Source organism: Actinomadura nitritigenes, assembly GCF_017573545.1.
In the GTDB taxonomy this organism is placed as follows: domain Bacteria; phylum Actinomycetota; class Actinomycetes; order Streptosporangiales; family Streptosporangiaceae; genus Spirillospora; species Spirillospora nitritigenes.
Map to the genome: position 1 here is coordinate 141,934 of NZ_JAGEOK010000024.1, position 21,987 is coordinate 163,920.

The following is a 21,987-nucleotide window of genomic DNA, read 5'->3' on the forward strand; positions in this document are numbered from 1 at the left end:
CGGCACCAGTGGATCAGTCACGGCACCACCCTACGGGGGCGCGTCAGATCCAGCCCATCTCCTGTGCGGCGCGGACGGCGGCGAAGCGGGACGGCTCGCCGAGTTTGCCCATCGCCGTGGAGAGGTAGTTGCGGACGGTGCCCTCCGACAGGTGCAGCAGCGTCGCGATGCGGGCGGTCTCGGTGCCGGCGGCGGTGAGCCGGAGGATCTCGCGCTCGCGCTCGGTCAGCGGGTTGTCGCCGGCGGCCATGGCGGTCGCGGCGAGCTCGGCGTCCAGGTAGCGGCCGCCCCCGTGGATCTTGCGGATCGCGGCGGCCAGCTCCTGCGTCGGCGCGTCCTTGGCGACGAAGCCGCGGACCCCGGCGGCCATCGCGCGGCGCAGGTACCCCGGGCGGCCGAAGCTGGTGAGGATGCACACCGAGCAGCGGGCGCCCGCGGCGGCCAGCTCCTCGGCGACGGTGAGGCCGTCCGCGCCGGGCATGTCGATGTCGAGGACGGCGACGTCGGGATCGTGCGCGGCGACGGCGGCGGCGACCTCGTCGCCCCGGCCGACCTCGGCGACGACCTCCAGGTCGGCCTCCAGCCCGAGGAGCGCGGCGACGGCGCCGCGGATGAGGCGCTCGTCGTCGGCGAGCAGGATCCGGATCACCGGCCGCTCCTCCCGGCGGCGGCCGCGGGCCCGGGCTCGGCGGCGGGGGCGGCGTCCTCGGTGTCCGTGGCGGGGGCGGCGGAGGCGGCGTCCTCGGTGACCGCGGCGGGGGCGGCGGGGGCGGTGTCCGTCGCGGACGGTTCGACGGCCGTCCCGCCGGACGGGCCGTCCGGGCCGGTGCGCGGCAGCGGGACGACGGCGCGCAGCAGGAAGCCGTCGCGGCCGTGCCGGTCCGCGGTGATCTCGCCGCCGACCACGGCGACGCGCTCGGCGAGGCCGGTCAGCCCCGCCCCGCCGGTCCCCTCGCGGCGCGCGCCCGCGTCGCCGCGGACGCCGTCGTTGCGCATCTCCAGCACCACGGAGCCACCGTACGCGGTGAGCGCGACGGCGCAGTGCCGGGCCTCGCTGTGCTTGATCACGTTGGTGGCGCCCTCCCGGATCACCCAGGCGAGCACCGAGCGGACCTCGGGCGGCAGGCCGTCCGGTACGGCTCCGGCGTCGCACCGGACCCCGGCGGCCTCCAGCACGGCCCGCACACCTGCCAGCTCGGCGTCCAGCTCGACGGCGCGGTAGCCGTGCACGGCGGCGCGCACCTCGCGCAGCGCGTCCCGGGCGGCGCGCCGCACGTCGGCCATCTCCGCGCCGGCGCGGGCCGGGTCGGCGTCCGCCAGCCGCATGGCCAGCTCGCTCTTCACCGCGATCAGGGAGAGGCTGTGGCCGAGCAGGTCGTGCAGGTCGCGGGAGAAGCGCAGCCGCTCCTCGGTGACGGCGAGGCGGGCGAGCGCGTCCCGCGCGGCGTGCGTCTCCTGGTGCAGGTCCCACATGCGGCGCTGGTAGCGGTTGACGAACGCCACGAGCCCGCAGGTGCCCGTGTAGATCAGGATCATGATCGGCAGGAGCCCGTACCAGGGCATGTCGCCGCCGGGGTACAGGAAGTGGGCGGCGACGGTCGCGTACACCCCGCCGGCGGCACCGGTGCCGACGCAGATCGCGACGACCCGGCGGCGGCTCATCGGGGCCAGCACCACCGCCGACACCCAGAACACCGACACCACGCCGAACAGCGGGCTGGTGACCATCATCGCGCTGAGCGCGGCGGTCAGGACGCCGCTGAGCACGATGTCCCGGCGGGACCCGCCGCCCTCCAGCGCGGCCCGGACGAGCCGCGCGTAGTACCAGGTCAGCAGGCCCATGCCGGCGACGACGAGCACGGCGAGCGGGATGCCGACGGAACCGTGGCCGTAGGCGGCCGCCAGCCCGGCCAGGCCGGGCGCGAGGAAGCCCGCGGCGGCGCACAGGAACGAGCGGTGCGTCACCCGGCGGTAGCGCTCGAGCCTGCGGGTGTCCTGCGCCTCCAGGTCCGCCGTGGTCGCGACCGTCATGTCCCGCCCTCCTTCTCCTCGACTGTAACCGCGGGGCGCTCCGGGGCAGGCGCGCCTCGGCTCCCAGCGGGACCAGCGGCCCGCCATGGCGCGGCCGGCGCCGAGCCGGACCTCGAGGACGGCGGACGAGGGCAGGCAGGCCGCCCAGGCGCCGGCGGCCTCGACGGGCGCGCGGGCGGCGTGGTCGTGGAAGTCGCGGCCGAAGCAGGCCGTCCGGGTGATCTCAACGACGGTGCTCAACGGCAGCCGGCGGAACCACGCCTCCTCCCGAAGTCCCCGTACCGCTGGCGCAGGCCGTCGACGCCGATGGGCGGGTGTCGTCCATGCCCCTAGGGTCGCGGGCCTCGGCGGGCGCCGGTAGAGGGACGTGTCATCGGTTCGGGCGGCGTCTGTCAGCCGTTCCGCATGACACCTGTCATGCCGCGCTCCGCCGCGTCCGCCGTGCCTGCCGCCTGCCGCGCCCGCAGCGGTTCAGCCCGCTATCGAGATCACGTGCCCGATGGAGGGCAGGTCGCCGGTGAGGTCGAGCAGGGCCTTGGCGACGTCGTCGCGGGTGATGCTGTAGCCGCCGGTCACGCTGCGGTCGACGGCCTTGCGGTAGCGGCCGCGCCCCTCCTTGTTCGTGAGCCGCGGCGGCCGGACGATCGTCCAGTCGAGCCCGGAGTCGCGCACCTGGGCCTCCGCGACCCTCATGTCGGCGATGCCGTGCCGCAGGATCCGGCCGAGGATCAGCGGCTTGACGACGTACCGGGTGAGCGGGTCGTCGCCCGGCTCGGACGATATGGCGCCCATGCTGACCATGAGGAACCGGCCGGCGCCGGTCGCCCGCATGGCGGCGATGATGCTCCGGGAGCTCTCGCTGCAGACGGTGGTGGGGCCGATGCTGCGCGAGCCCATGGCGCTGACGACGGCGTCGGCGCCCTTCACCGCCTCCTCGATCGCGGCGGGGTCCATGATGTCGGCCTGCACGACGGCGGCGCGATCGCGCAGGTCGGCGGGCATCCCGCCGGGGTCGCGGACGACCGCGGTGACCTCGTGCCCGGCGTCCAGCGCGCGGCGGACCAGCCGGGTGCCGATGCCCCCGGTCGCGCCGAAGACGGTGATTCTCATCCCGGATTTCCTCCCGAACAGGGGGGTGAGTGAACGTTTACTAACCCCTAGAATGAGTAAGCATTCACTCACTGTCAAGGGGGCGGGGCCGATGACCGCGCGCGGGCGGATCCTGGACGCGGCGGCGGACGTCATGCGCGGGCGCGGCGTCGCGGGCGCCACCACCAAGGAGATCGCGAAGGCCGCCGGGTACTCCGAGGCGCTGCTCTACAAGCACTTCCGCGACAAGGAGCAGCTGATGCTGGCCGTGCTCAAGGAGCGGATGCCGGCGTTCACGGCGAAGGCCGTCGCGGGCGAGGCCACCGTGGAGGCCAACCTGGTCGGCGTCGTGCACGGCGGGCTCGCCTTCTACCGGCGGGCGTTCCCGATGATGGCGTCGATGGCCGCGCAGCCGCAGCTGATGGCGGCGAGCCGGGAGGCGCTGCGCCAGTACGGCGCCGGCCCCCAGGAGCCGGTGCGGGCGCTCACCCGCTACCTGGACGCCGAGCGCCACCTGGGCCGCGTCGCGGCGGGCGCCGACACCGCGGCCGCCGCCGCCCTGCTGATGGGCGGCTGCTTCCAGCAGGGCTTCCTGCACTACTTCGCGGCACCGCCGGACGCGCCCGACCTGCCGGAGTCGGCCGCCGCCGCCCTCGTCCGGCCCCTCCTCCCGACCCTGCTGCCGTGAACGGGAGGTTCACCAGCGGTCTCCTAGCGGTCGCTTGTCCGCACGAAGTCGACGTCCTCGGGGTCGCGGCCCGGCCACGTCAGCCGCGTGACGGCGGGCGGGGTCTCGGCGACGATCCGGCCGCGCGCGACGACGTGGGACGGCCGGGTCTGCCGCCGGACGGCGTCGTACGGCGACGACGCGGGCAGCACCACCAGGTTCGCCGGGCGGCCGGGCGCGATCCCGTAGCCGTCGCCGAGGCCGAGGACCCGTGCGGCCCGGTCCGTCACCATCGCGAACGCCTCGTCGATCTCGGCGGCGCCGGTGAGCTGCGCGGCGGCGACGCCGACCAGCGCGACCTGCAGCGACGACGCCGTCCCGAGCGGGAACCACGGGTCCATGACGTCGTCGTGGCCGAACGCGACGTTCACCCCGGCGGCGAGCATCTCCTTCACCTGGGTGAGGCCGCGCCGCTTGGGGTAGGCGTCGAACCGTCCCTGCAGGCACAGGTTGGCGAGCGGGTTGCAGACGAGGTTGATGCCCGAGCGGGCCAGGATCCGCTGGAGCTTGTAGGAGTAGGCGCCGTTGTAGGAGCCCATCGCGGTGGTGTGGGACGCGGTGGCGCGGTCGCGGAGCCCGCCGCGCCGGGCGAGGGTCGCGAGCACCTCCACGAACCGGGACTGCTCGTCGTCGATCTCGTCGCAGTGCGCGTCCAGCAGCAGCCCGTACCGCTGCGCGACGTCGAAGGCGATCTCCAGGGAGCGGACGCCGTCCTCGCGGGTGTCCTCGAAGTGCGGGATCGCGCCGACCGCGTCCACGCCGCGCCGCGCCGCCTCCTCCAGCAGCTCCGGTCCGTTCTCGAAGGAGCAGATCCCCTCCTGCGGGAACGCGACGAGCTGCAGCCCGATAACGTCGCTCACCCGTTCGCGGACCTCCAGCATCGCGTCGAGCGCGACCAGGCCCGGGTCGGTGACGTCCACGTGGCTGCGGACGTGGAGCACGCCGTTCGCCGCGTACCAGCGCAGCACCTCCGTCGCGCGGGACACGACGTCGTCGCGGGTGAGGGCCGCCTTGCGCTCGCTCCACACCGCGATCCCCTCCCACAGGGACCCGGAGGCGTTCCAGCGCGGCTCACCGGCGGTGAGGGTGGTGTCGAGGTGGACGTGGGGCTCCACGAACGGCGGGCTCACCAGTCCGCCCGCGGCGTCCACCAGCACGTCGGCGGCGTCCGCCGGTACGTCCCGGGTGAGTCCGCCCGCCGGCACGTCCCCGGCCGGTCCGCGCGCGGGCGCGACACGTCCGAACCGGTCGCCGTCGATCTCGATGTCGTGGAGGCCGTCCCGTCCGGCCAGGCGGGCGTTGGTCACGAGTTTCATGCGGGGCTCCCTTCCCACGCCCGGACGCGCCGGGCCGACAGGACGAAGTACAGGATCCCGGCAACGAGGGCACCGGCGAGCCAGGACAGGTCGATTCCGCCCAGCGCGCGCGCCGCCGGGCCTTGCAGCGCCTTCGGGACGCCGTACTGGAAGGACCACGTCGCGGCGGCGCCGAGGACGAACGAGATCAGCGCGTCCCACCGGAAGTCGCCCAGCCGGGACCGTCCGGGCGGGTCGTAGAGCGCGTCGACGTCCACGTTCTGGCGGCGGACGGCGTAGAAGTGGACGGCCATCACCGACGCCCACGGCACCACCCACGTCACGAGGCCGCCGAGCCACGCGTCGAGGGTGTTCGCGAAGTCCTCCTGGAAGATCAGCAGGATCGTGAACGCGGCGGCGAACACGCCGACGCCGTAGGAGATCGCCTTGCGGGACACGTGCCAGTCGGCGGTCTGCGCGCACAGCGAGCAGCTGTAGACGTTCAGGATGTTCGTGGCGATCGGCCCGTGCACGACCAGCAGCAGCACGGGGATCGCGAGCGCGCCGAACGCGTCCACGATCAGCTTGCCCGGATCGGAGGTCGCGCTCACCGTCGCCAGCGACGCGCCGAGCACGCCGAGCCACACGACCGGCACGAACTGGCCGAGGACGCTCGCCGCGTACAGCCGGCGGCGCGGCACCTCGCGCGGCACGAACCGCGAGTAGTCGGAGGCGTAGGCGAACCAGGTGATGCCCCAGCCGACCCCGATCGCCGTCATCACGGTCGTCATCGCCGACAGCCGGTCGGTGCCGGTGAGGCCCTGGCCCTCGTGGTCCCAGCGCACGCCGGTCTTCGTCCACGCGACGACGGTCATCGCGGCGAGCACGACCAGCGTGACGGGAACGGTCCACTTCTCGAACGCGGCGATCGCGTGGAAGCCGGACGCGGCGATCCACACCTGCAACCCCATGATCACCAGCACCACGACGATCTTCAGGGCGGTGCCGCCGTGCACCCCGACCTGGCCGAGCAGCGCCATCACCAGGTCCAGCACGATCCAGGTGTTGACGGCGCACCAGCCCGCCGACATCACGCCCTGCAGCGCCGCCGGCAGGTACGCGCCGCGCCGCCCGAACGCCGACCGGGCCAGCACCATCTGGGTGACGCCCGTCCGCTGCCCCATCAGCACGAACAGCCCGAAGACCGCCATCCCGACGAGGTTCCCGGCGACCAGCACGCCGACCGTGTCGGCCAGGCTCAGCCCGAGCCTGATGCCGAGCGCGCCGAGCACCCAGTTGATCGGCGCGATGTTCGCGCCGGACCAGATCCAGAACTGGTGCCCCGCGGTCGACTCGCGGGCCTGCGGCGGGACGGGATCGAGCGAATGCGCGGCGGCGGAGGGACCGGCGCCGGGGGACGCTGAGCTGGACACAGGGCACGACCTTACTGGTCAGCCCGAAATGCTCCGTCCGCCGGTCTCCCGGCCTTTCCCGGCGCGGGCGCTCCGGTCTCCCGGCGGCCTCGGCGCGGGGTCCCCGGTCTCCCGGCCCCGGTTTCCCGGCGGCCTCGGGGCTAGGGCGCGAGTTCGCCGAGGCGGGTCTTGACGACCTTGCCCATCGCGTTGCGCGGCAGCGAGTCGACCAGGTGGACGACGCGGGGCCGCTTGTGCACCGACAGGCGGCCCGCGACGAAGTCGATCAGCTGCCGCTCCGTCACCCGGTCCGCGACGACATAGGCGGTGACCTGCTCGCCGAGGTCGTCGTGCGGCGTCCCCGCGACGGCCGCCTCCCGCACCGCCGGGTGCGCGAGCAGCGCGTTCTCGACCTCGCCCGCGCCGATCCGGTAGCCGCCGCTCTTGATCAGGTCGGTGGACGCGCGGCCGACGATGCGGTGCCAGCCGTCCGGGCCGATCGTCGCGATGTCGCCCGTGCGGAACCAGCCGTCCGGCATGAACGACTTCGCGGTCGCCTCCGGGCGGTTCAGGTAGCCCTTGAACAGGTGCGGAGCGCGGACGTGCAGCTCGCCGGGCGTCTCCCCGTCATGCGGGACGGGCGCGCCGTTCTCGGCCGCGAGCCTCGTCTCGATGCCGGGCAACGGGAGTCCGACGTAGCCGGGACGGCGTTCGCCGTCCGCGCGCGCGCTGACGGTGATCAGGGTTTCGGTCATGCCGTAGCGCTCGACCGGGCGGTGGCCGGTGAGCGCCTCCAGCCGCTCGAAGGCGGGCACCGGGAGCGGCGCGCTGCCGGACACCAGCAGCCGCGCCGCACGCATCGCCTCCGCGGACGCCGGGTCGGCCGCCAACCGGGACCACACCGTCGGGACGCCGAAGAACAGGCTCCCGCCGTCCTCGCTCGCCGCCGCCGCGTACGCCTCCGGTTTGGGGCGCCCCGTGTGGACGAGCCGGGACCCGACCCGCAGCGGGCCGAGCACGCCGAGGACCAGGCCGTGCACGTGGAACAGCGGCAGCCCGTGCACCAGCACGTCGTCCGGTGTCCACGCCCACGCCTCCGCCAGCGAGTGGAGGGTCGCCGCGATCGCCGCACGGGAGATCATCACGCCCTTCGGCGCGCCGGTCGTACCGCTCGTGTACAGGATCAGCGCGGTCGCGTCGGGGGCGGGAACGGACGCGGCCGCGGACGCGGCGGCCGTGGATGCGGACGCCGGGGTCGCGGACGCGGTGGTCGTGGAGGCAGACGCCGGGATCGTAGATGCGGTGGTCGTGGACGCCGGGGTCGTGGACGCGGACGCCGGGAGGTCGTCGACCGGGACGAGCGGCGGGCCGCCGTCGCCGGTGTCCGCGTCGCGGGCCGCGAGCAGCAGCGCCGCGCCGGAGTCGCCGAGGATGTGGGCCCGCTCGTCGGGGCCCGAGTCCGGAGGCAGCGGCACCACCGGCACCCCCGCCATGAGCCCGCCGACGACCGCGATCACCGTCTCCGCGCTCGCCGTCGCGTGCACCGCCACGGCGTCCGCCCCGGCGATCTCCGCCGCGACGGCCGACGCCCGGCCGAGGAGCTCCTCGCGCGGCAGCTCCCGGCCCGCGATCCGCACCGCTCCGCCCGTCTCGCCGAGCAGATCCCTCACTGGCCTCTCCCCTGCTCCTCGCCGTGCCGTTCTCCCACCGGGTCGCGCTGTTCCACCGCGTCCCGCCGATCCGCCGCGTCCCGCCGCCCCGCCGCGTCCCGCCGACCCACCGGGCCACGCTGCCCCGCGGCGTCCCCGCGATCCACCGGCTCACGCTGTTCCGCAGCGTCCTGTTGTTCCGCCGAGTCGCGCTTTTCCACCGCGTCCCGCCGATCCACCGGGCCACGCTGTCCCGCGGCGTCCCGCCGATCCGCCGGGCCACGCTGTTCCGCAATGTCCTGCTCTTCCACCGCGTCCCGCCGTTCCGCTGCGTCACGCTGTCCCGCGGCGTCCTGCTCGTCCAGCCAGGCGAGCACCGCGTCGGTGTGCTCGCCGAGCAGCGGCGGCGCGGTGTGCACGCGCGGCTCGGCGCCGTCGAACCTCAGCGGCGGGCCCGGAAGCTCGATCCGGCCGAGCGTCGGATGCTCCACCTCGATCACCAGGCCCTGCGAACGGGTCTGCTCCCAGGTGTACACCTCGTCGATCGACCGGATGGATCCCGCCGGCACGCCCGCCCCGTTCAGCCGCTCCAGCCACGCCTCCCGGGTGTCCCCCGCCAGGACCCGCTCGATGTCGGCGGTCAGCTCGGCCCGGTTCTCGGACCGGGCCGGGATCGTCGCGTAGCGTGGGTCGTCGGCGTCCAGGCCCACCAGCGGCGCGAACCTGCGCCACAGGTTCTGGTTCGCGACGCCGATCTGGATCTGGCCGTCCTTGCAGCGGAACGTCCCGTACGGCGCGATCGTCGGATGGTCGTTGCCGACCGACTCGGGCACCTCACCGGCGACCGTCCACCGCGTCCCCTGGTACATGTGCGCGCCGACCACCGAGGCCAGCAGCGACGTCCGCACGACCGAGCCGCGGCCCGTCCGCATCCGCTCGTACAGCGCGGCCAGCACGCCGGACGTGGCGTTGCCCGCCGCGAGGATGTCCGCGATCGAGAGCCCCACCTTGCTCGGCGTCCCCGGCGGGCCCGTGACGCTCATGATCCCGGCCTCGCCCTGCATGATCGCGTCATAGCCGGGACGGCCGCCCTCCGGCCCGTCGTGCCCGAACCCCGTGATCGACAGCACGATCAGCTGCGGGTTCAACTCGTGCAGCCGCCCGACTGGGAAGCCGAGCCGGTCCAGCACCCCGGTGCGGAAGTTCTCTACCAGCACGTCCGCGTGCCGCACCAGCCTCGCCAGGGTGTCCTTCCCCTCGTCCGACTTCAGGTCGAGGGTGATCGACTCCTTGTTCCGGTTGATCGACAGGTAGTAGGTGCTCACCTGGTCCGGCCCGGCGAACGGCGGTCCCCAGCCGCGCGTCTCGTCGCCCGTCCCGGGCTGCTCCACCTTGATCACCCGCGCGCCGAGATCGGCGAGCGCCATCGTGGCCTGCGGTCCGGCGACCACACGGCTGAGGTCGACGATCACCACGCCTTCGAGCGGTCCGGGCAAGGGGCGTCCTCCTTCGGGGGGGCCGGCACCTGGAAGTATGCCGTCCGTGCCGCCACCGCCCCGGACCTACCCCGCGCTCGCCGCGCGGCTCCTCGCGCTGCCCCCGTCCTGCGGGCCCGCGCGGCTGGTCGCGATCGACGGGCCGAGCGGCGCCGGCAAGTCCACCTTCGCCGACCACCTCGCGGCCGTTCTGGTCGGGGCGCCGGTGGTCCGGTCGGACGACTTCCGCGTCCCGTGGGACGCCGACCCGCTCACCTGGTGGGCGCCGCTGCGCCGCGCCGTCCTCGAACCGCTGCGCGCCGGGCGGCCCGCGGTGCTGCGCCGCTACGACTGGCACCGCGACCGGTACGGCCCGCCGGAGGAGATCGCACCGCCGCCGGTCCTCATCGTCGAAGGCGTCGGCTCGGCCTGGGCGGGGTCGCCCGCCGCGTACCGGATCTGGATCGACGCCCCGCGCGAACTGCGCCGGGCTCGCGCCATCGACCGCGACGGGCTGGAGTACGCCGACGCCTGGGACCGCTGGTCGGCCCGCGAAGCCGCCTTCTTCACCGAGGACGGCACCCGCGCACGCGCCGACCTCCTCGTCGACGGGACCGCGCCGCTGCCGTTGCACTGATCATCGTCAATCAACTGATCACCGTCATCACCGCCTTCAAAGACTCGGGCGGCTCCATTTGCTCCCTGAGCAGATCTGTACGGCTTCCTTCTGTGCGCGTCTTGTTGTGTGGTGCCGTGCTCTGTGGCCGTCCCAAAGAACCCAACTTTGCTATTTGATCGAGCATGGAACAGAGCCATCAAACTTGATCGAGTTCGGGTGCGCCGGAAAGAAGAGCCGCATGCTCGGGTGAGAAGCGTTCGGGAGATTTGCAAGAGGGGTGTTCGGGTGGTGGGGTGGCGCTGGCGTACGGGGCCGCCCCTCCAAAGTCAAGGGCGCCTTCGGCGTCGCTTCGCGATGGACTTCGTCCACCCTTGACTTTGGAGCCTCTGCGGCCCCTGAGGCAGCGTTAAGGGGCAGGCTCCGCCTGCCCCGCCCCGGGTCGCGCCACCCCACCACCCCCTTCCGTAAGATGCGAAACCCCCTCCTGGGAAACGTCCCGAAGAGCCCCCTGCCTTTCCCGCCGAAAATACCGAACGGAATGTGCCGTGAACGGCCCCGAATGTCGGTCACAGCGGGTACTATTTACGTATGCAATCAGTGACGGTCGAGCTTGAGGCCGCGTCCACCATGGAACTGGTGAACGCGCTCTCAACCATCGCCACTGAACTCGCCTCAAGGGAAGCCCCCGAATCAGCAGCCGCCTGCCTGGAACTGACTGAGACCCTCGTGGCCGCCTCCGATATGCAAGAAAGCGCGCTCGCCACATTCATCGGCCGAGTCGACGCCACCAAGGAGCAGGCCCGATGGGGATATCCCTCCACCCAAGCATGGCTGCGATCCCGCCTCGGCATGCGCGACAACCGCGTGAAAGAGCGTCTGGTGCTGGCGCGACAGCGGCACCGCCTCCCCCAGGTGGCCGAGCAGCTCGCAGCCGGTGACCTGTTCTACGGTTACGCCGTCACCGTCGCCGACTCGGTCGCCCGTCTGGACGACATCGACTGTGCCAAGGCGGAGGCGACCCTGCTCGGCTTCGTCGACCAGGGCTTCTCCGCGGGGAAGGTCGCCGCGTTCGGGCGCCGTATCCGTGACCTCATCGCCGAACGCGACGACAGCGAAGACGCGCCGGATGAGGACACCAAACGCGGTTACGACAAGTCCTGGCTCACGACCACGCGTTCTCTGGACGGCGGCCGGTATGTGAAGGGGTGGCTGAACCCCGAGGACGCGGCGATCTGGGACGGCACCCTGGCGCCGCTGGCCAAGCCGGCCGGGCCCGACGACCACCGCGACCTCCCCGAACGCACCGCAGCCGCCCTGTCGAGCGTGCTATCGGGCGGGCACAAGGCTTCCAAGGTCACCGTGATCTGCGACCTGGACACCCTCACCGGAGGCAACGCCCCGGCCCGCCTCACCGACGGCACCCCGATCCCCGCCGCGCAGGCGCGACGCATCGCCCTGGCCGCCGGGGTATCGCCCCTGCTGCTCGGGCGCGGAAACACCCCGCTCTACCTGGGCTATCGGGAGCGGTTCGCTTCGGCAGCACAGCGGCAGGTGCTGGAAACGCTCTACCCCTCGTGTGCTGTACGAGGATGCGAGGTCCCCGGGACACTGTGCGAGGTCGACCACGTCCACGGATGGGCGCTCGGCAACAGCCCCACCGACATCGACCAACTCGCACTCGCCTGCGGATGGCACAACCGGTTCAAACACACCAACCCCGACCAGATCCACATCACCTTGGATCACGACGGGCGATACCTCTACCGGCTGATACCACCAGCCGACGCCAGAGGATCCGCGACCGGGGCCGGACCACCGGGCAGCATCGGCCCACCCGACGACCCCGCCCTCGACTGGGCCGCATAGCTATCTGCCCTCGGCACGCCGCACCCGGTCGATGCCGGGCGGGGCGGCATGCCCGGCTTCGCTCAACCAGCGCCGGATTTCTGCTGACCAGTCGACTCGGTCGAGGTCGTGGTGTGCCGCGATGAAGCGGTGGGCGGCAGGCCGGTCGTTCCAGTAGCGGCCCTCAGGCGCGGCAGGCCGGACGAACACCTCGCAGCCGACCGCGTTGGTGAGGAAGACGACTTCCAGTTGGTCCGGGCCGCCCGCGGCTGGACTGCGCTCCGCAAGGATGAACGACTGATGGAAGTCGAAGATCTGGTCCGCTGCCGGTACTCGTTCTCCCGCGAGCCGACTGGACTGGAACGTCCACCCTGAAAGCGCGAAGGCATCCATGATCGCCTCGTGGAGCGGCAGGGAGGAGACGTGGAGGAGGTCGTGGTCGGCAGCGTCCTGTCCGTTTACGTCGTCGAGGAAGGTCTGCAGCCGCAGTACCGGTCCGAGGGCCAGCCCCGCCAGTTCGGTGATCGGTGTCTCCCAGGGCAGCCGCAGTGAGAAGCGGGCCTGCCGCGGTTCCTTCCCCACCGTGAATGGGCCGTCGACGTACTGGTATCCGATCTCGTCGACCTCGGCCTCGCCGGTGTCCAGATGGGCATACTCAGCGACGACTCTGAGGACGAGGCTCTCCACCGTCACGTCCTCGTCGACAGCGCGGAGGATCACCTGGCCCGGGAAGGTGTCGCCAGGGCGAGTGACGCCGGCGAGCACCTGCGTGTCGACATCGACCGCCCCGCCTCCGAACCGCCTCTGCAGACGCTTGAACATCACGAACGCAGCCCCCTCGCACTGGTCAAGGGCGAAGCCTATCCACTCGGCGCCTTCGATCGGCCGCGCCCATCCCTTCCGGTCGTTGGGAAGGGATGGGCGCCTGGTCAGCACGTGGAATGAAAAAGGCCGCCGACGGCGACCTCTCCGGCCATCCTGTTGTACACCTCGACGGCCGCTCTCGTTTCTTCCATGTGAACCTCGACGCCATGCTTCCGCAGCAGTTCGAGGGTTTCCGGCATGGTGTGCAGCCGCAACTCCATACCTCTGCTGAGTACCACGGTGGTGCATCCGTGGTCGAGAAGTTCCTGGACGTCCGCGGGTTGGATCCCCGGCTCGTGCCGGGTTCCGTGCTCGCCCCAGTCCCATTCCCGTCCGCCCCCGGGATACAGCTTGAAGTCCTTGCCGGGCGGGAGTCCTTCGACCTCCATGCGTCCCCATGAAACGTGGGTGATCCGTGGCGATGCCGTCATGAGGTCATCATCCCACGTGACCTCCATCGCGTCCGTCCATGCGATGACGGTCTCGAGGGCCGCGTCACCGTGCATTCTGTGGTGCATATCGCAGGTCCGGCGACGCCTTAACGGCGACGGGTGAACGTAGACTGAAAGCGTCCTCTCGAAGCCATTCAAATCGTTTGTGACTCAGCTCACGAAATGCGATTCGCGAAGGGAGCGCACCCCTTCGGGAAGGGGCATCACATGATCGACGTCGACCTCGGCGCGGTGTTCGCGGTACTCGGGGCGGGCGCGTTGCTGACCGTCCTGATCAGCGCTCTTCTGGGAGTGGCCGTCCGGCCTCGCGGGGGCCGCGGCGGTCCGGAGTCCCCCGCGGGCGGCGTTCACCACAGGAGGGCGGACGAGCGGCAGCCGGTTTCCTGAGCGGCGCTTTCAGGACTTGAGGAGCGCGAGGACCGTTGGGTCTCCGTGCTCTCCGATGAGGTCGACCGGCTGCTCCGCCTTCTGGTTGGAGGCGACGTGCTCTTTCAACGCCCGCAGGAGCTGGACGCCTTCGGGGCTGGCGCCGTAGCCGGGGCTGGCGACGATGAGGTCCCACAGTCCTCGCGCCTCGTCGAAGGTGTCGGGCAGGCCGCCCTCCTCGATGCCCATGACGGAGCCGATGATCTTCCACACGCCCATCCAGGTGAGGAGGGCGTCGCCTTCGGGGACGTCCTCGCCGACCGCCCGCATTCCGACCAGGGGCGAGTAGGAGAAGGTCAGCAGCGTGTAGGCGAGGCTGACCTGGTTGATGTAGGGGTGGTCCGGCGGTGACGGGTACGTCTCCGCGATCGTGGTGTGGCGGACGCCGAGGGACTCGTAGGCGGTCGCGATCCCGTGGCCGTCGGCTCCGCCGGCGAATCCCTTCCGCACCGCGTCCATGACCTGGTCGGTCGTCTCGAGACGTTCGGGGACGAACCGGGTTTCGGCGAGCCGTCGCGTCTCGACCAGCAGCTTCGCGCCGTCGATGTAGGCGTAGGTCTGCGGGAGGGACCGGACCAGCAGGAGGATCTCGTACGTTTCGTCGAGCGTGGCGTTGACCTGCCCGAATCCCTCGATCAGGGCCAGGTGCCGCCGCGCGGTCTCGGTGGTGAGCGAACCCCTCTGGACGAGGGAGTCCAGCAGGCTCCTGTTGTCCGGCTCGTCGCCGCCCGCCGCTCCCATGATCGGCTCAAGGGCCCCGTACAGGGTCCCTGCCCTGGACTGCGGCCGCTTGCGGGCCTGCGCCAGCTGCTCCTGGGTCGACCACACCATCGGGTACCTCCCCGCGCCTCGGTTACCCGAAGGCTAAGAGACCATCGGGCCTCCGTGACGATGTGATCACTGACCGTATCCGGACGCGGCGGCGAGTCCGCAGCCCGCGCGTGCCGCGCGGGCTCCGCTGCCGCATGCGGCCACGCGAACCGGGGTTCTCAGTCCACGTCGGCGGACGTCGCTCCTCCGGACAGGGTCGGGTATCCGGGGCCGCGGTCGAAGAAGGGGGCGGGGCCGCGGTCGGCGCGGACGCGCGCGCGGAGCGCGTCGGTCGCCGCGGCGTCGACGGTGCCGTCGCGGAGGACGACGCCATAGTCGTCGCGGGCGCCGGCCGGCGACACCTTGCCGTCGCGGACGTCCGCCGCGACGCGGGACGGGTCGCGGTCAAGGGGGTCGCCCCAGCCGCCGCCTCCGGTGGTGCGGATGCGGATGACCTGACCCGCGCGGACGGGGTGGTCGTCGACGAGGCCGTCCATCGGCGTGCCGTCGATGTCGACGCGGAAGGGGCGGCCGGCGCGGCCCCCGTTGACGCCCCAGCAGGAGAGGATCGAGCGGTCCGCGATCGACATGTAGTGGGCGTCGCGGAGCATGCGGATGTGCTTGTCGTAGCCGAGGCCGCCGCGGAACTCGCCGGGGCCGCCGGAGTCGGTGGCGAGGCCGAGGCGCTCGACGACGAACGGCCAGCGCGCCTCGGCGAACTCGGCGGGGATGTTGCGGGAGTCGGGGACGATGTGGATGGTGTCCTCGCCGTCGGCGTAGGGGCGTCCGCCGGAGCCGCCGCCGAGGACCTCGCGCATCAGGTAGGGGCCGCGGTCGTCCTCGCCGTAGACGCCGGTGTAGCGGATCGTCTCCTGGTCGGCGGGCATGCGTCCGCCGGTGGCCTTGGCGAGGACGCCCGCGAGGACGCCGAGGAGGCGCAGGATGACGAAGGTGCGGGCGTTGGTCGGGGCCGGGAAGACGGGCGTGAGGAGCGTGCCCTTCTCCGGGAAGCGCATCTCGATGAGGGGCACGACGCCCTCGTTGACGTCGAGTTCGGCGGCGCGCTCGGGCGTGTCGGCGAGGTTGCGCAGGACGGGCGCCAGCCACTTCTTCAGGAAGACGCCGTCCGCGTAGTCGCCCGCGTGGTTGATCGGTCCCTTGGCCTGCGGGGACGTCCCGGCGAAGTCGATGACGAGCGGGACGTCCGCGGCCTTGTCGACGGTGAGGGTGATGCGCTGCGCGTGCAGGCGGGGCGGGTCGACGCCGTCGTGCTCGGCGTAGTCCTCCCAGACGAACGTGCCGTCCGGGATCTTGGCGAGCAGTTCGCGGCGGAACGTGTCGGTGGTGCGGGAGATGACGGCGTCGAAGCAGGCCTCGACGTCGGCGCGGCCGTAGCGGGCGAACAGGTCGCCGAGGCGGCGGGCGCCCATGAGGCAGGCGGAGCACTCGGCGTCGAGGTCGCCGGCGAGGGAGTCGGGCATGCGCGAGTTGCGGGTCATGATGGCGAGCGCGGCGCGGTTCGGGACGCCCCGGTCCCACAGCTTGATGGGCGGCACCATCAGGCCCTCTTCGTAGGCGCTGCGGGCGTGGCTCGGCATGGAGCCGGGGACGGCGCCGCCGATGTCGTCGTGGTGGCCGAACGCCTGGACGAACGCGACGACCTCGCCGTCATGGAACACCGGGACGGTCACGCAGAGGTCCGGGAGGTGGCCGATGCCGCCTTCGGACAGGTACACGTCGTTGTGGAAGAACACGTCGCCGGGGCGCATCTCCCCGATCGGGAAGTCCCGCGCGACGGGCTGGACCAGCGCGGAGTAGGAGCGTCCGGTGAGCTTGCGGAGCCGCCGGTCGTGGATGCCGGCGCGGAAGTCGTGGGCGTCCCGGATCATCGGGGAGCGGGCCGTGCGCGCGATGGCCGTCTCCACCTCGCGTTCCACGGACGCCAGGGTGCCTTCGACGATCTCCAGGAGGATCGGGTCGACGGGCGCGGTCACCGTGCCGCCCCCGGCCGCGGCGCGGCGGTGACCACCAGGTCGCCGTGGGGATCGAGGCGGGCGGTGAAGCCCGGGTGCAGCGGGAGGGTGGAGCCGTACTCCTCGATCACCGCGGGGCCCTCGACGACGTCGCCGGGGGCGAGTTTCTCGCGCCGGTACACCGGTGTCTCCTCCCAGGCGTCGAAGTGCACCGGGCGGGTGCCGGTGCGGGCGCGCGACGGGTCGCCGTCGCCCGGCGGGCGCTCCGGGAGCCGCGGCCGGTCGATCGGCCCGATGCCGGACACGCGGAGGTTGACCCATTCGACGGGATGGCGCGGGTCGTCGCGGTGGCAGTAGCCGTACCGGTCGGCGTGCGCGTCGTGGAACCGGCGGACGACCTCCGCGCGGAACGCCTCGCCGGGCGGCCCCGCCGGGGCGGTGACGCGGACCTCGAACGCCTGCCCGCAGTAGCGCAGGTCGGCGGACCGGACGAAGCGCCGCCGCCCCTCGGGGAAGCCCTCGCGGGCGAGCGCCGCACCCGCCTCGTCCTCCAACTCGGCGAACGCCTCCGCGAGGACGGCGGCGTCCAGCTCGGCGTCGCGGACGACCCGCGTCCGCACGTGGTCGTTCTTCACGTCCACGGTGAGCAGCCCGAGCGCCGACAGGTTCCCGGGGTTCTCCGGGACGACGGCGGCGGGCAGGCCGAGGACGTCGAGCAGCCGGCACGCCAGCAGCGGCCCGGACCCGCCGAACGCGACGAGCGGGTAGTCGCGGACGTCCAGCCCCCGCCGGACGGTGATCTGCCGGATCGCGTTGGCCTGGTTCCACGCGGAGATCTCCAGGATCCCGGCGGCGGCCCGCTCGACGGTGAGCCCGAGTCCGGCGGCGAGCGCCTCGAGCCCGGCGCGCGCCGCGGGCACGTCCAGCGGCACCTCGCCGCCGAGCAGGTGCGGCGGGATGCGGCCGAGGACGGCGTGCGCGTCGGTGACCGTGACCTCGGTGCCGCCGCGGCCGTAGCAGAGCGGGCCCGGGTCGGCGCCGGCGCTGCGCGGCCCGACCTTCAGCGCCCCGTCCGGCGACCGCCGCGCGACCGACCCGCCGCCGGCGCCGACCGTCACGATGTCGATCATCGGGATCTTGACGGGGTGACGGCCGATCGTCCCCTCGGTGGTGACGGTCGGCTCGCCGTCCAGCACGACGGCGACGTCGGTGGACGTGCCGCCGCCGTCCAGCGTCACGACCGAGCCGTGCCCGCCGCGGGAGGCGACGAACGCGGCGCCGAGCGCGCCCGCCGCCGGACCGGACAGCACCGTCGTGATCGGCTGCCGCGCCACCTCGTCCGCCGACAGCACGCCGCCGTTGCTCTTCATCACGAGAAGCCGGGACGCGGCGCGCTCGGCGATCCGCGCGAGGTAGCCGTTCATCGCGGGCTTGACGGCGGCGTCCACCAGGGTCGTCACGGACCGCTCGTACTCGCGGTACTCGCGCAGCACCTCGCACGACAGGGACACGACCGCGTCCGGGTGCTCGCGGCGCAGCACCTCGCGCATCGCGAGCTCGTGCGCCGGGTTCGCGTACGAGTGCAGGAAGCACACGCCGATCGCGCGGATCCCCGCGTCGCGGAACCAGCGCGCCGCCGCGACCGCCGACTCCGCGTCGAAGGGGCGCAGCTCGGCGCCGGTGTGGTCGAGCCGCCCGCCGACCGTCCGCACCCGGTGCGCGGGGACGATCCGCGGCGGCTTCACCCAGAAGTAGCTGTTCCCGTAGCCGTCCGGGACGCTCTGCCGCGCGATCTCCAGCATCGCCTCGAAGCCGTCGGTGGTGACGAACCCGAGGTCGTCGATCCGGTCCTCCAGCAGCCGGTTCGTCGCGACGGTCGTGCCGTGCGACAGCGCCGCGACGTCCTCGGGCGACGCGCCGAGCAGGCCGAGCACCTTGGCGACGCCCGCCGCGAACCCCTCGGCCGGGTCGGCGGGCGTCGACGGGGTCTTGGTCGTGACGGGCCCGCCGCCGGCCCCGTCCTCTCCGCCCATGTCCAGCGCGACGACGTCGGTGAACGTCCCGCCCGTGTCGATCCCGATGCGCAGCCGCCGTGCCATGCCCCACGGTCTACCGGACGGCCCGCGCCCGCGGAACCGTCGCAATGTGCCAACGGGACGGCCGTTCTTTGGTCAGGGCACGCGCTCGGGCGGGGGACGCGCCGCGCCCCCGGCGGCGGCGCTAGGCTGGGCAGCCGTCCGAAAAACGCATCCGATGACACCGCTGGAGCCCTTCCATGGCGCTTGAACGCCCCGAGATCGACTTCCCCGAGGGGCAGCCGCCCGCGCACCTCGACATCACCGACATCACCAAGGGCGACGGTCCCGAGGCCGTCAAGGGCTCGACCGTGTCGATGCACTACGTCGGCGTCTCCTGGTCGACCGGCGAGGAGTTCGACGCGTCCTGGAACCGGGGCGGCACGTTCGACTTCGAGCTCGGCTCGGGCCGCGTCATCAAGGGCTGGGACATGGGCATCGCCGGGATGAAGGTCGGCGGCCGGCGCAAGCTGGTCATCCCGCCGCACCTGGCCTACGGCGACCGCAGCCCGAGCCCGGCCATCAAGCCCGGCGAGACGCTGATCTTCGTCGTCGACCTGGTCGCGGTGGGCTGACGGCCGCAGGCCCGCACTGCGCCGGGCCGCACGGCCCAACGGCGGGCAATCGGGCGGTGAAAATCCGGCCGGTTGCCCGCCGCCGCCGTTTCCGCGGGCGGGCCGTCCGGTATGAGACGTTCATGATCGAGGCGCGGGGGCTGACGAAGCGGTACGGCGACACCACCGCCGTCGACGGCGTCACCTTCAGCGTGCCGCCGGGCCGCGTGACCGGCTTCCTCGGCCCGAACGGGGCGGGGAAGACGACGACGATGCGGATGATCCTCGGCCTTGACCGCCCGACCGCCGGCGAGGTGACCGTGAACGGCCGCCGCTACCGCACGCTCGGCGCGCCGCTCCGCGAGGTCGGCGCGCTCCTCGACGCCCGCAACGTGCACGGCGGCCGCACCGCCTACAACCACCTGCTGTGCCTGGCGAAGAGCAACGCGATCCCGCGCCGGCGGGTGGACGAGGTGCTGGACCTGGTCGGGCTGCGGAGCGTCGCGAGGAAGCGGTCCAAGGGCTTCTCGCTCGGCATGGGGCAGCGGCTCGGCATCGCCGCCGCGCTGCTCGGCGACCCCGGCGTGCTGATGTTCGACGAGCCGGTGAACGGGCTGGACCCGGAGGGCATCCTGTGGATCCGCACGCTGATGCGGCGGCTCGCGCGGGAGGGCCGCACCGTGTTCGTCTCCAGCCACCTGATGTCGGAGATGGCGCTGACCGCCGAGCACCTCGTCGTCATCGGGCGGGGCCGCATCCTCGCCGACACCGGGACGGCCGAGTTCATCGGCGCCAACGCGACCAGCCACGTGCTGGTGCACTCGCCGCAGGCCGCCGAGCTGGCGCGGCTGCTCGAGGGTCCCGGCAGGCGGCTGGAGCAGGACCCGGACGGTGCGCTGCGGGTGTACGGGGCGCGGGCGGCGGAGATCGGCGACGTCGCCGCCGACCACGGGCTGCGGCTGCACGAGCTGGCGACCGTCCAGCCGTCCCTGGAGGAGGCGTTCATGCGGCTGACCGGCGAGACCGTCCAGTACCACGCCGGTACGCCGGGCGCGGCGGGCCCGGCGGCCCCCGGCGCGGCGGGGACGGGCGCGCCGTCCCCGGGGGCGGGCGCGTGAACGCACCGGCCGCTCCCGCCGGGGCGGGGACGGGGCCGCGCCGGGACGTCCGGCGCGTCCGGTTCGGGCACGTGCTGTCCTCGGAGTGGACGAAGATCGTCACGGTCCGGTCGACGTTCTGGACGCTGCTGGCGGGCGCGGTCGTGCTGATCGGGTTCTCCGCGCTGTGGGCGCTGGCGTTCACCGCGTCCTACGACCGGATGAGCGCCCGGGACCGGGCGACGTTCACCCCGATGCTGCCGACGCAGGTCGCCTACTACTTCGGCCTGGTGGTCTTCGGCGCGCTGGGCGTGCTGGTCATCACCGCCGAGCACGCCACCGGGATGATCAAGACGGCGCTGACGGCGGTGCCGCGGCGGGCCGCCTACCTGGCCGCCAAGACGGCGGTGCTGGGCGCGGTCGTGCTGGTGGTCGGGGTCGCGGTGACGTTCGCGTCGTTCTACGCGGCGCAGGGCATCCTCGCGTCCGAGCATTTGGACGGGTCGATCGACGACCCGGGCGTGCTGCGCGCGATCGTCGGCGGCGGCGTCTACCTGGCGCTGGTCGCGATCCTCGCGGTCGGCATCGGGACGCTGCTGCGGCACACCGCGGGCTCCGTGGTGCTGCTGTTCGTGGTGCTGTTCGTGCTCGGCATCGCGGGCGGGTTCCTGCCGAGCACATGGGGCGACACCGTCAACAAGTTCCTGCCGTCCAACGCCGGCGGCGCGATCCTCGACCCGGTGCACAAGCCCGGTTCGCTCGCCCCGTGGACGGGCCTCGGCGTCTTCGCGCTGTACACGGCGGTCGTGCTGGCCGCCGCGCTCGTCATGTTCGAGCGCCGCGACGCCTGACCGGCCACCCGCCCGTCGGCGTGCGGGGAGTCAGCGCCGGCGGCGGGCCAGGAAGTGGCCCAGGGCCACGCCGGCCAGGGCGACGGCGCCGCCGGCGACGAACGCGGCCGCCATCGGCCACACGGCCGGTCCGCCGCCCGGGGGCGGTGCGGCGGCGCGCCCGGCGTACACGCGGCCGGTCCCGGGTTCCAGAGCGTGCGGCGCGGCGGCAGCGGCGAGCGGTTCGGAGCCCTGCGGCGCGGCGGGCGCGGTCAGGTCGCGTTCGACGGCGGCGAAGAACTCGCCGGCCGTCCGCTTGGCGACGCCGCCGAGCATCCGCTGCCCGACGCCGCCGATCATCCCGCCGACGACCGCCTCGGCGGCGTAGTCGACGCGGGTGGAGCCGTCGCCGTCCGACAGCCGGACGCGGACCGTCGCGTCCACGGTGCCGGGCGCGCCCTGGCCCTGCGCACGCAGCGTGAACGCGTGCGGCGGGTCGGGGTCGGCGAGTTCGACCCGCCCGACGTAGGTGCCCTGGATGGATGCGACGCCCGCGGTGACCGTCATGCGGTAGGTGTCGGGGCCGGTCTCCTCCAGCGAGCGGCACCCGGGGATCGTCCGGGCGAGCACGGCCGGGTCCTGGAGCGCGTCCCAGACGCGGGCGAGCGGCGCGGCGACGCTGGCACTGCCGTTGACCTGCATGTTCCGACTTTAGGGAATGCGGGCGCCGCATCGAACGGCAACATGTGCCGAGTACACGCCGA

Annotated in this window: 20 protein-coding genes; 7 read left to right on the plus strand and 13 right to left on the minus strand. The window is 73.1% G+C overall.

The window, feature by feature from the left end; translation table 11 throughout:
* Positions 1–43: 43 nt before the first annotated feature.
* The 3 genes from J4557_RS32680 to J4557_RS32690 all read right to left on the minus strand — a co-directional run bounded on the left by J4557_RS32680 (position 44) and on the right by J4557_RS32690 (position 3,141).
* Complete coding sequence (locus tag J4557_RS32680) at positions 44–649, minus strand: response regulator transcription factor (protein WP_208270620.1); 606 nt, start codon at positions 647–649, stop codon at positions 44–46.
* A complete protein-coding gene (locus J4557_RS32685; RefSeq protein WP_208270621.1) occupies positions 646–2,271 on the minus strand; it encodes a sensor histidine kinase in 1,626 nt (541 codons plus the stop codon). Before J4557_RS32685 ends, J4557_RS32680 begins: the two co-directional genes overlap by 4 nt.
* Positions 2,272–2,502: 231 nt before the next feature.
* The gene (locus J4557_RS32690) at positions 2,503–3,141 is read right to left on the minus strand and encodes an NAD(P)-dependent oxidoreductase (protein WP_208270622.1); all 639 of its coding nucleotides are present in this window, start codon (positions 3,139–3,141) and stop codon (positions 2,503–2,505) included.
* Positions 3,142–3,232: 91 nt separating this feature from the next.
* On the opposite strand from J4557_RS32690, the gene J4557_RS32695 reads away from it, so the two are divergent.
* Positions 3,233–3,808 (plus strand): TetR/AcrR family transcriptional regulator, encoded by a 576-nt coding sequence (locus J4557_RS32695; protein WP_208270623.1) that lies wholly within the window; start codon positions 3,233–3,235, stop codon positions 3,806–3,808.
* 23 nt (positions 3,809–3,831) lie between these two features.
* Here the strand turns inward: J4557_RS32695 and codA are convergent, their stop codons facing one another.
* The 4 genes from codA to J4557_RS32715 form a co-directional block, all read right to left on the minus strand.
* Complete coding sequence (codA, locus tag J4557_RS32700) at positions 3,832–5,163, minus strand: cytosine deaminase (RefSeq protein WP_208270624.1); 1,332 nt, start codon at positions 5,161–5,163, stop codon at positions 3,832–3,834.
* Positions 5,160–6,575 (minus strand): purine-cytosine permease family protein, encoded by a 1,416-nt coding sequence (locus J4557_RS32705; RefSeq protein WP_208270625.1) that lies wholly within the window; start codon positions 6,573–6,575, stop codon positions 5,160–5,162. Before J4557_RS32705 ends, codA begins: the two co-directional genes overlap by 4 nt.
* A gap of 140 nt (positions 6,576–6,715) precedes the next feature.
* The gene (locus tag J4557_RS32710; protein ID WP_307800342.1) at positions 6,716–8,224 is read right to left on the minus strand and encodes an acyl-CoA synthetase; all 1,509 of its coding nucleotides are present in this window, start codon (positions 8,222–8,224) and stop codon (positions 6,716–6,718) included.
* Complete coding sequence (locus J4557_RS32715) at positions 8,221–9,699, minus strand: CoA transferase (RefSeq protein WP_208270626.1); 1,479 nt, start codon at positions 9,697–9,699, stop codon at positions 8,221–8,223. The genes J4557_RS32710 and J4557_RS32715 overlap by 4 nt, the downstream gene beginning before the upstream one ends.
* Before the next feature lie 37 nt (positions 9,700–9,736).
* Here J4557_RS32715 and J4557_RS32720 point away from each other — a divergent pair, with 37 nt between their 5' ends.
* On the plus strand, positions 9,737–10,315 hold the full coding sequence (locus J4557_RS32720; protein WP_208270627.1) for a uridine kinase family protein: 579 nt from the start codon (positions 9,737–9,739) through the stop codon (positions 10,313–10,315).
* A gap of 609 nt (positions 10,316–10,924) precedes the next feature.
* Positions 10,925–12,163 (plus strand): HNH endonuclease signature motif containing protein, encoded by a 1,239-nt coding sequence (locus J4557_RS32725; RefSeq protein WP_208270628.1) that lies wholly within the window; start codon positions 10,925–10,927, stop codon positions 12,161–12,163.
* Here J4557_RS32725 and J4557_RS32730 read toward each other — a convergent pair whose 3' ends face one another.
* Together J4557_RS32730 and J4557_RS32735 are read right to left on the minus strand one after the other, a co-directional pair.
* Positions 12,164–13,078, minus strand: coding sequence for a sporulation protein (locus J4557_RS32730; protein ID WP_208270629.1), 915 nt, complete (start codon positions 13,076–13,078; stop codon positions 12,164–12,166). It lies immediately after the preceding gene.
* Positions 13,072–13,512, minus strand: a complete 441-nt coding sequence (locus J4557_RS32735; RefSeq protein WP_208270630.1) for an Mth938-like domain-containing protein — start codon at positions 13,510–13,512, stop codon at positions 13,072–13,074. The genes J4557_RS32730 and J4557_RS32735 overlap by 7 nt, the downstream gene beginning before the upstream one ends.
* A 153-nt stretch (positions 13,513–13,665) precedes the next feature.
* Here J4557_RS32735 and J4557_RS32740 point away from each other — a divergent pair, with 153 nt between their 5' ends.
* Entirely contained in the window at positions 13,666–13,845 is a 180-nt protein-coding gene (locus tag J4557_RS32740; RefSeq protein ID WP_208270631.1) for a hypothetical protein, read from the plus strand.
* Between the two features lie 9 nt (positions 13,846–13,854).
* On the opposite strand, the gene J4557_RS32745 is transcribed toward J4557_RS32740, so the two are convergent.
* The 3 genes from J4557_RS32745 to J4557_RS32755 form a co-directional block, all read right to left on the minus strand.
* Positions 13,855–14,715, minus strand: a complete 861-nt coding sequence (locus J4557_RS32745; protein ID WP_208270632.1) for an oxygenase MpaB family protein — start codon at positions 14,713–14,715, stop codon at positions 13,855–13,857.
* A gap of 158 nt (positions 14,716–14,873) precedes the next feature.
* On the minus strand, positions 14,874–16,688 hold the full coding sequence (locus tag J4557_RS32750; protein ID WP_208270633.1) for a hydantoinase B/oxoprolinase family protein: 1,815 nt from the start codon (positions 16,686–16,688) through the stop codon (positions 14,874–14,876).
* The gene (locus J4557_RS32755; protein ID WP_208270634.1) at positions 16,685–18,766 is read right to left on the minus strand and encodes a hydantoinase/oxoprolinase family protein; all 2,082 of its coding nucleotides are present in this window, start codon (positions 18,764–18,766) and stop codon (positions 16,685–16,687) included. Before J4557_RS32755 ends, J4557_RS32750 begins: the two co-directional genes overlap by 4 nt.
* Positions 18,767–18,942: 176 nt before the next feature.
* Here J4557_RS32755 and J4557_RS32760 point away from each other — a divergent pair, with 176 nt between their 5' ends.
* The 3 genes from J4557_RS32760 (at position 18,943) to J4557_RS32770 (ending at position 21,244) form a co-directional block, all read left to right on the plus strand.
* Positions 18,943–19,317 carry an FKBP-type peptidyl-prolyl cis-trans isomerase gene (locus J4557_RS32760; RefSeq protein ID WP_208270635.1) on the plus strand — a complete coding sequence of 125 codons (375 nt, stop codon included), beginning with the start codon at positions 18,943–18,945 and terminating at the stop codon, positions 19,315–19,317.
* Between the two features lie 122 nt (positions 19,318–19,439).
* A complete protein-coding gene (locus tag J4557_RS32765) occupies positions 19,440–20,414 on the plus strand; it encodes an ABC transporter ATP-binding protein (RefSeq protein WP_208270636.1) in 975 nt (324 codons plus the stop codon).
* Positions 20,411–21,244 carry an ABC transporter permease gene (locus tag J4557_RS32770; protein WP_208270637.1) on the plus strand — a complete coding sequence of 278 codons (834 nt, stop codon included), beginning with the start codon at positions 20,411–20,413 and terminating at the stop codon, positions 21,242–21,244. The genes J4557_RS32765 and J4557_RS32770 overlap by 4 nt, the downstream gene beginning before the upstream one ends.
* Positions 21,245–21,274: 30 nt before the next feature.
* Here J4557_RS32770 and J4557_RS32775 read toward each other — a convergent pair whose 3' ends face one another.
* Complete coding sequence (locus tag J4557_RS32775; RefSeq protein WP_208270638.1) at positions 21,275–21,925, minus strand: SRPBCC family protein; 651 nt, start codon at positions 21,923–21,925, stop codon at positions 21,275–21,277.
* Between the last annotated feature and the right edge of the window lie 62 nt (positions 21,926–21,987).

Excerpts from the sequence above, each read along its gene's own strand:
- J4557_RS32690 (WP_208270622.1), bottom strand. The coding sequence starts at position 3,141 with ATGAGAATCACCGTCTTCGGCGCGACCGGGGGCATCGGCACCCGGCTG.
- J4557_RS32695 (WP_208270623.1), top strand. The coding sequence starts at position 3,233 with ATGACCGCGCGCGGGCGGATCCTGGACGCGGCGGCGGACGTCATGCGC.
- codA (WP_208270624.1), bottom strand. The coding sequence starts at position 5,163 with ATGAAACTCGTGACCAACGCCCGCCTGGCCGGACGGGACGGCCTCCAC.
- J4557_RS32720 (WP_208270627.1), top strand. The coding sequence starts at position 9,737 with ATGCCGTCCGTGCCGCCACCGCCCCGGACCTACCCCGCGCTCGCCGCG.
- J4557_RS32725 (WP_208270628.1), top strand. The coding sequence starts at position 10,925 with ATGGAACTGGTGAACGCGCTCTCAACCATCGCCACTGAACTCGCCTCA.
- J4557_RS32735 (WP_208270630.1), bottom strand. The coding sequence starts at position 13,512 with ATGCACGGTGACGCGGCCCTCGAGACCGTCATCGCATGGACGGACGCG.
- J4557_RS32740 (WP_208270631.1), top strand. The coding sequence starts at position 13,666 with ATGATCGACGTCGACCTCGGCGCGGTGTTCGCGGTACTCGGGGCGGGC.
- J4557_RS32745 (WP_208270632.1), bottom strand. The coding sequence starts at position 14,715 with ATGGTGTGGTCGACCCAGGAGCAGCTGGCGCAGGCCCGCAAGCGGCCG.
- J4557_RS32755 (WP_208270634.1), bottom strand. The coding sequence starts at position 18,766 with ATGGCACGGCGGCTGCGCATCGGGATCGACACGGGCGGGACGTTCACC.
- J4557_RS32760 (WP_208270635.1), top strand. The coding sequence starts at position 18,943 with ATGGCGCTTGAACGCCCCGAGATCGACTTCCCCGAGGGGCAGCCGCCC.
- J4557_RS32765 (WP_208270636.1), top strand. The coding sequence starts at position 19,440 with ATGATCGAGGCGCGGGGGCTGACGAAGCGGTACGGCGACACCACCGCC.
- J4557_RS32775 (WP_208270638.1), bottom strand. The coding sequence starts at position 21,925 with ATGCAGGTCAACGGCAGTGCCAGCGTCGCCGCGCCGCTCGCCCGCGTC.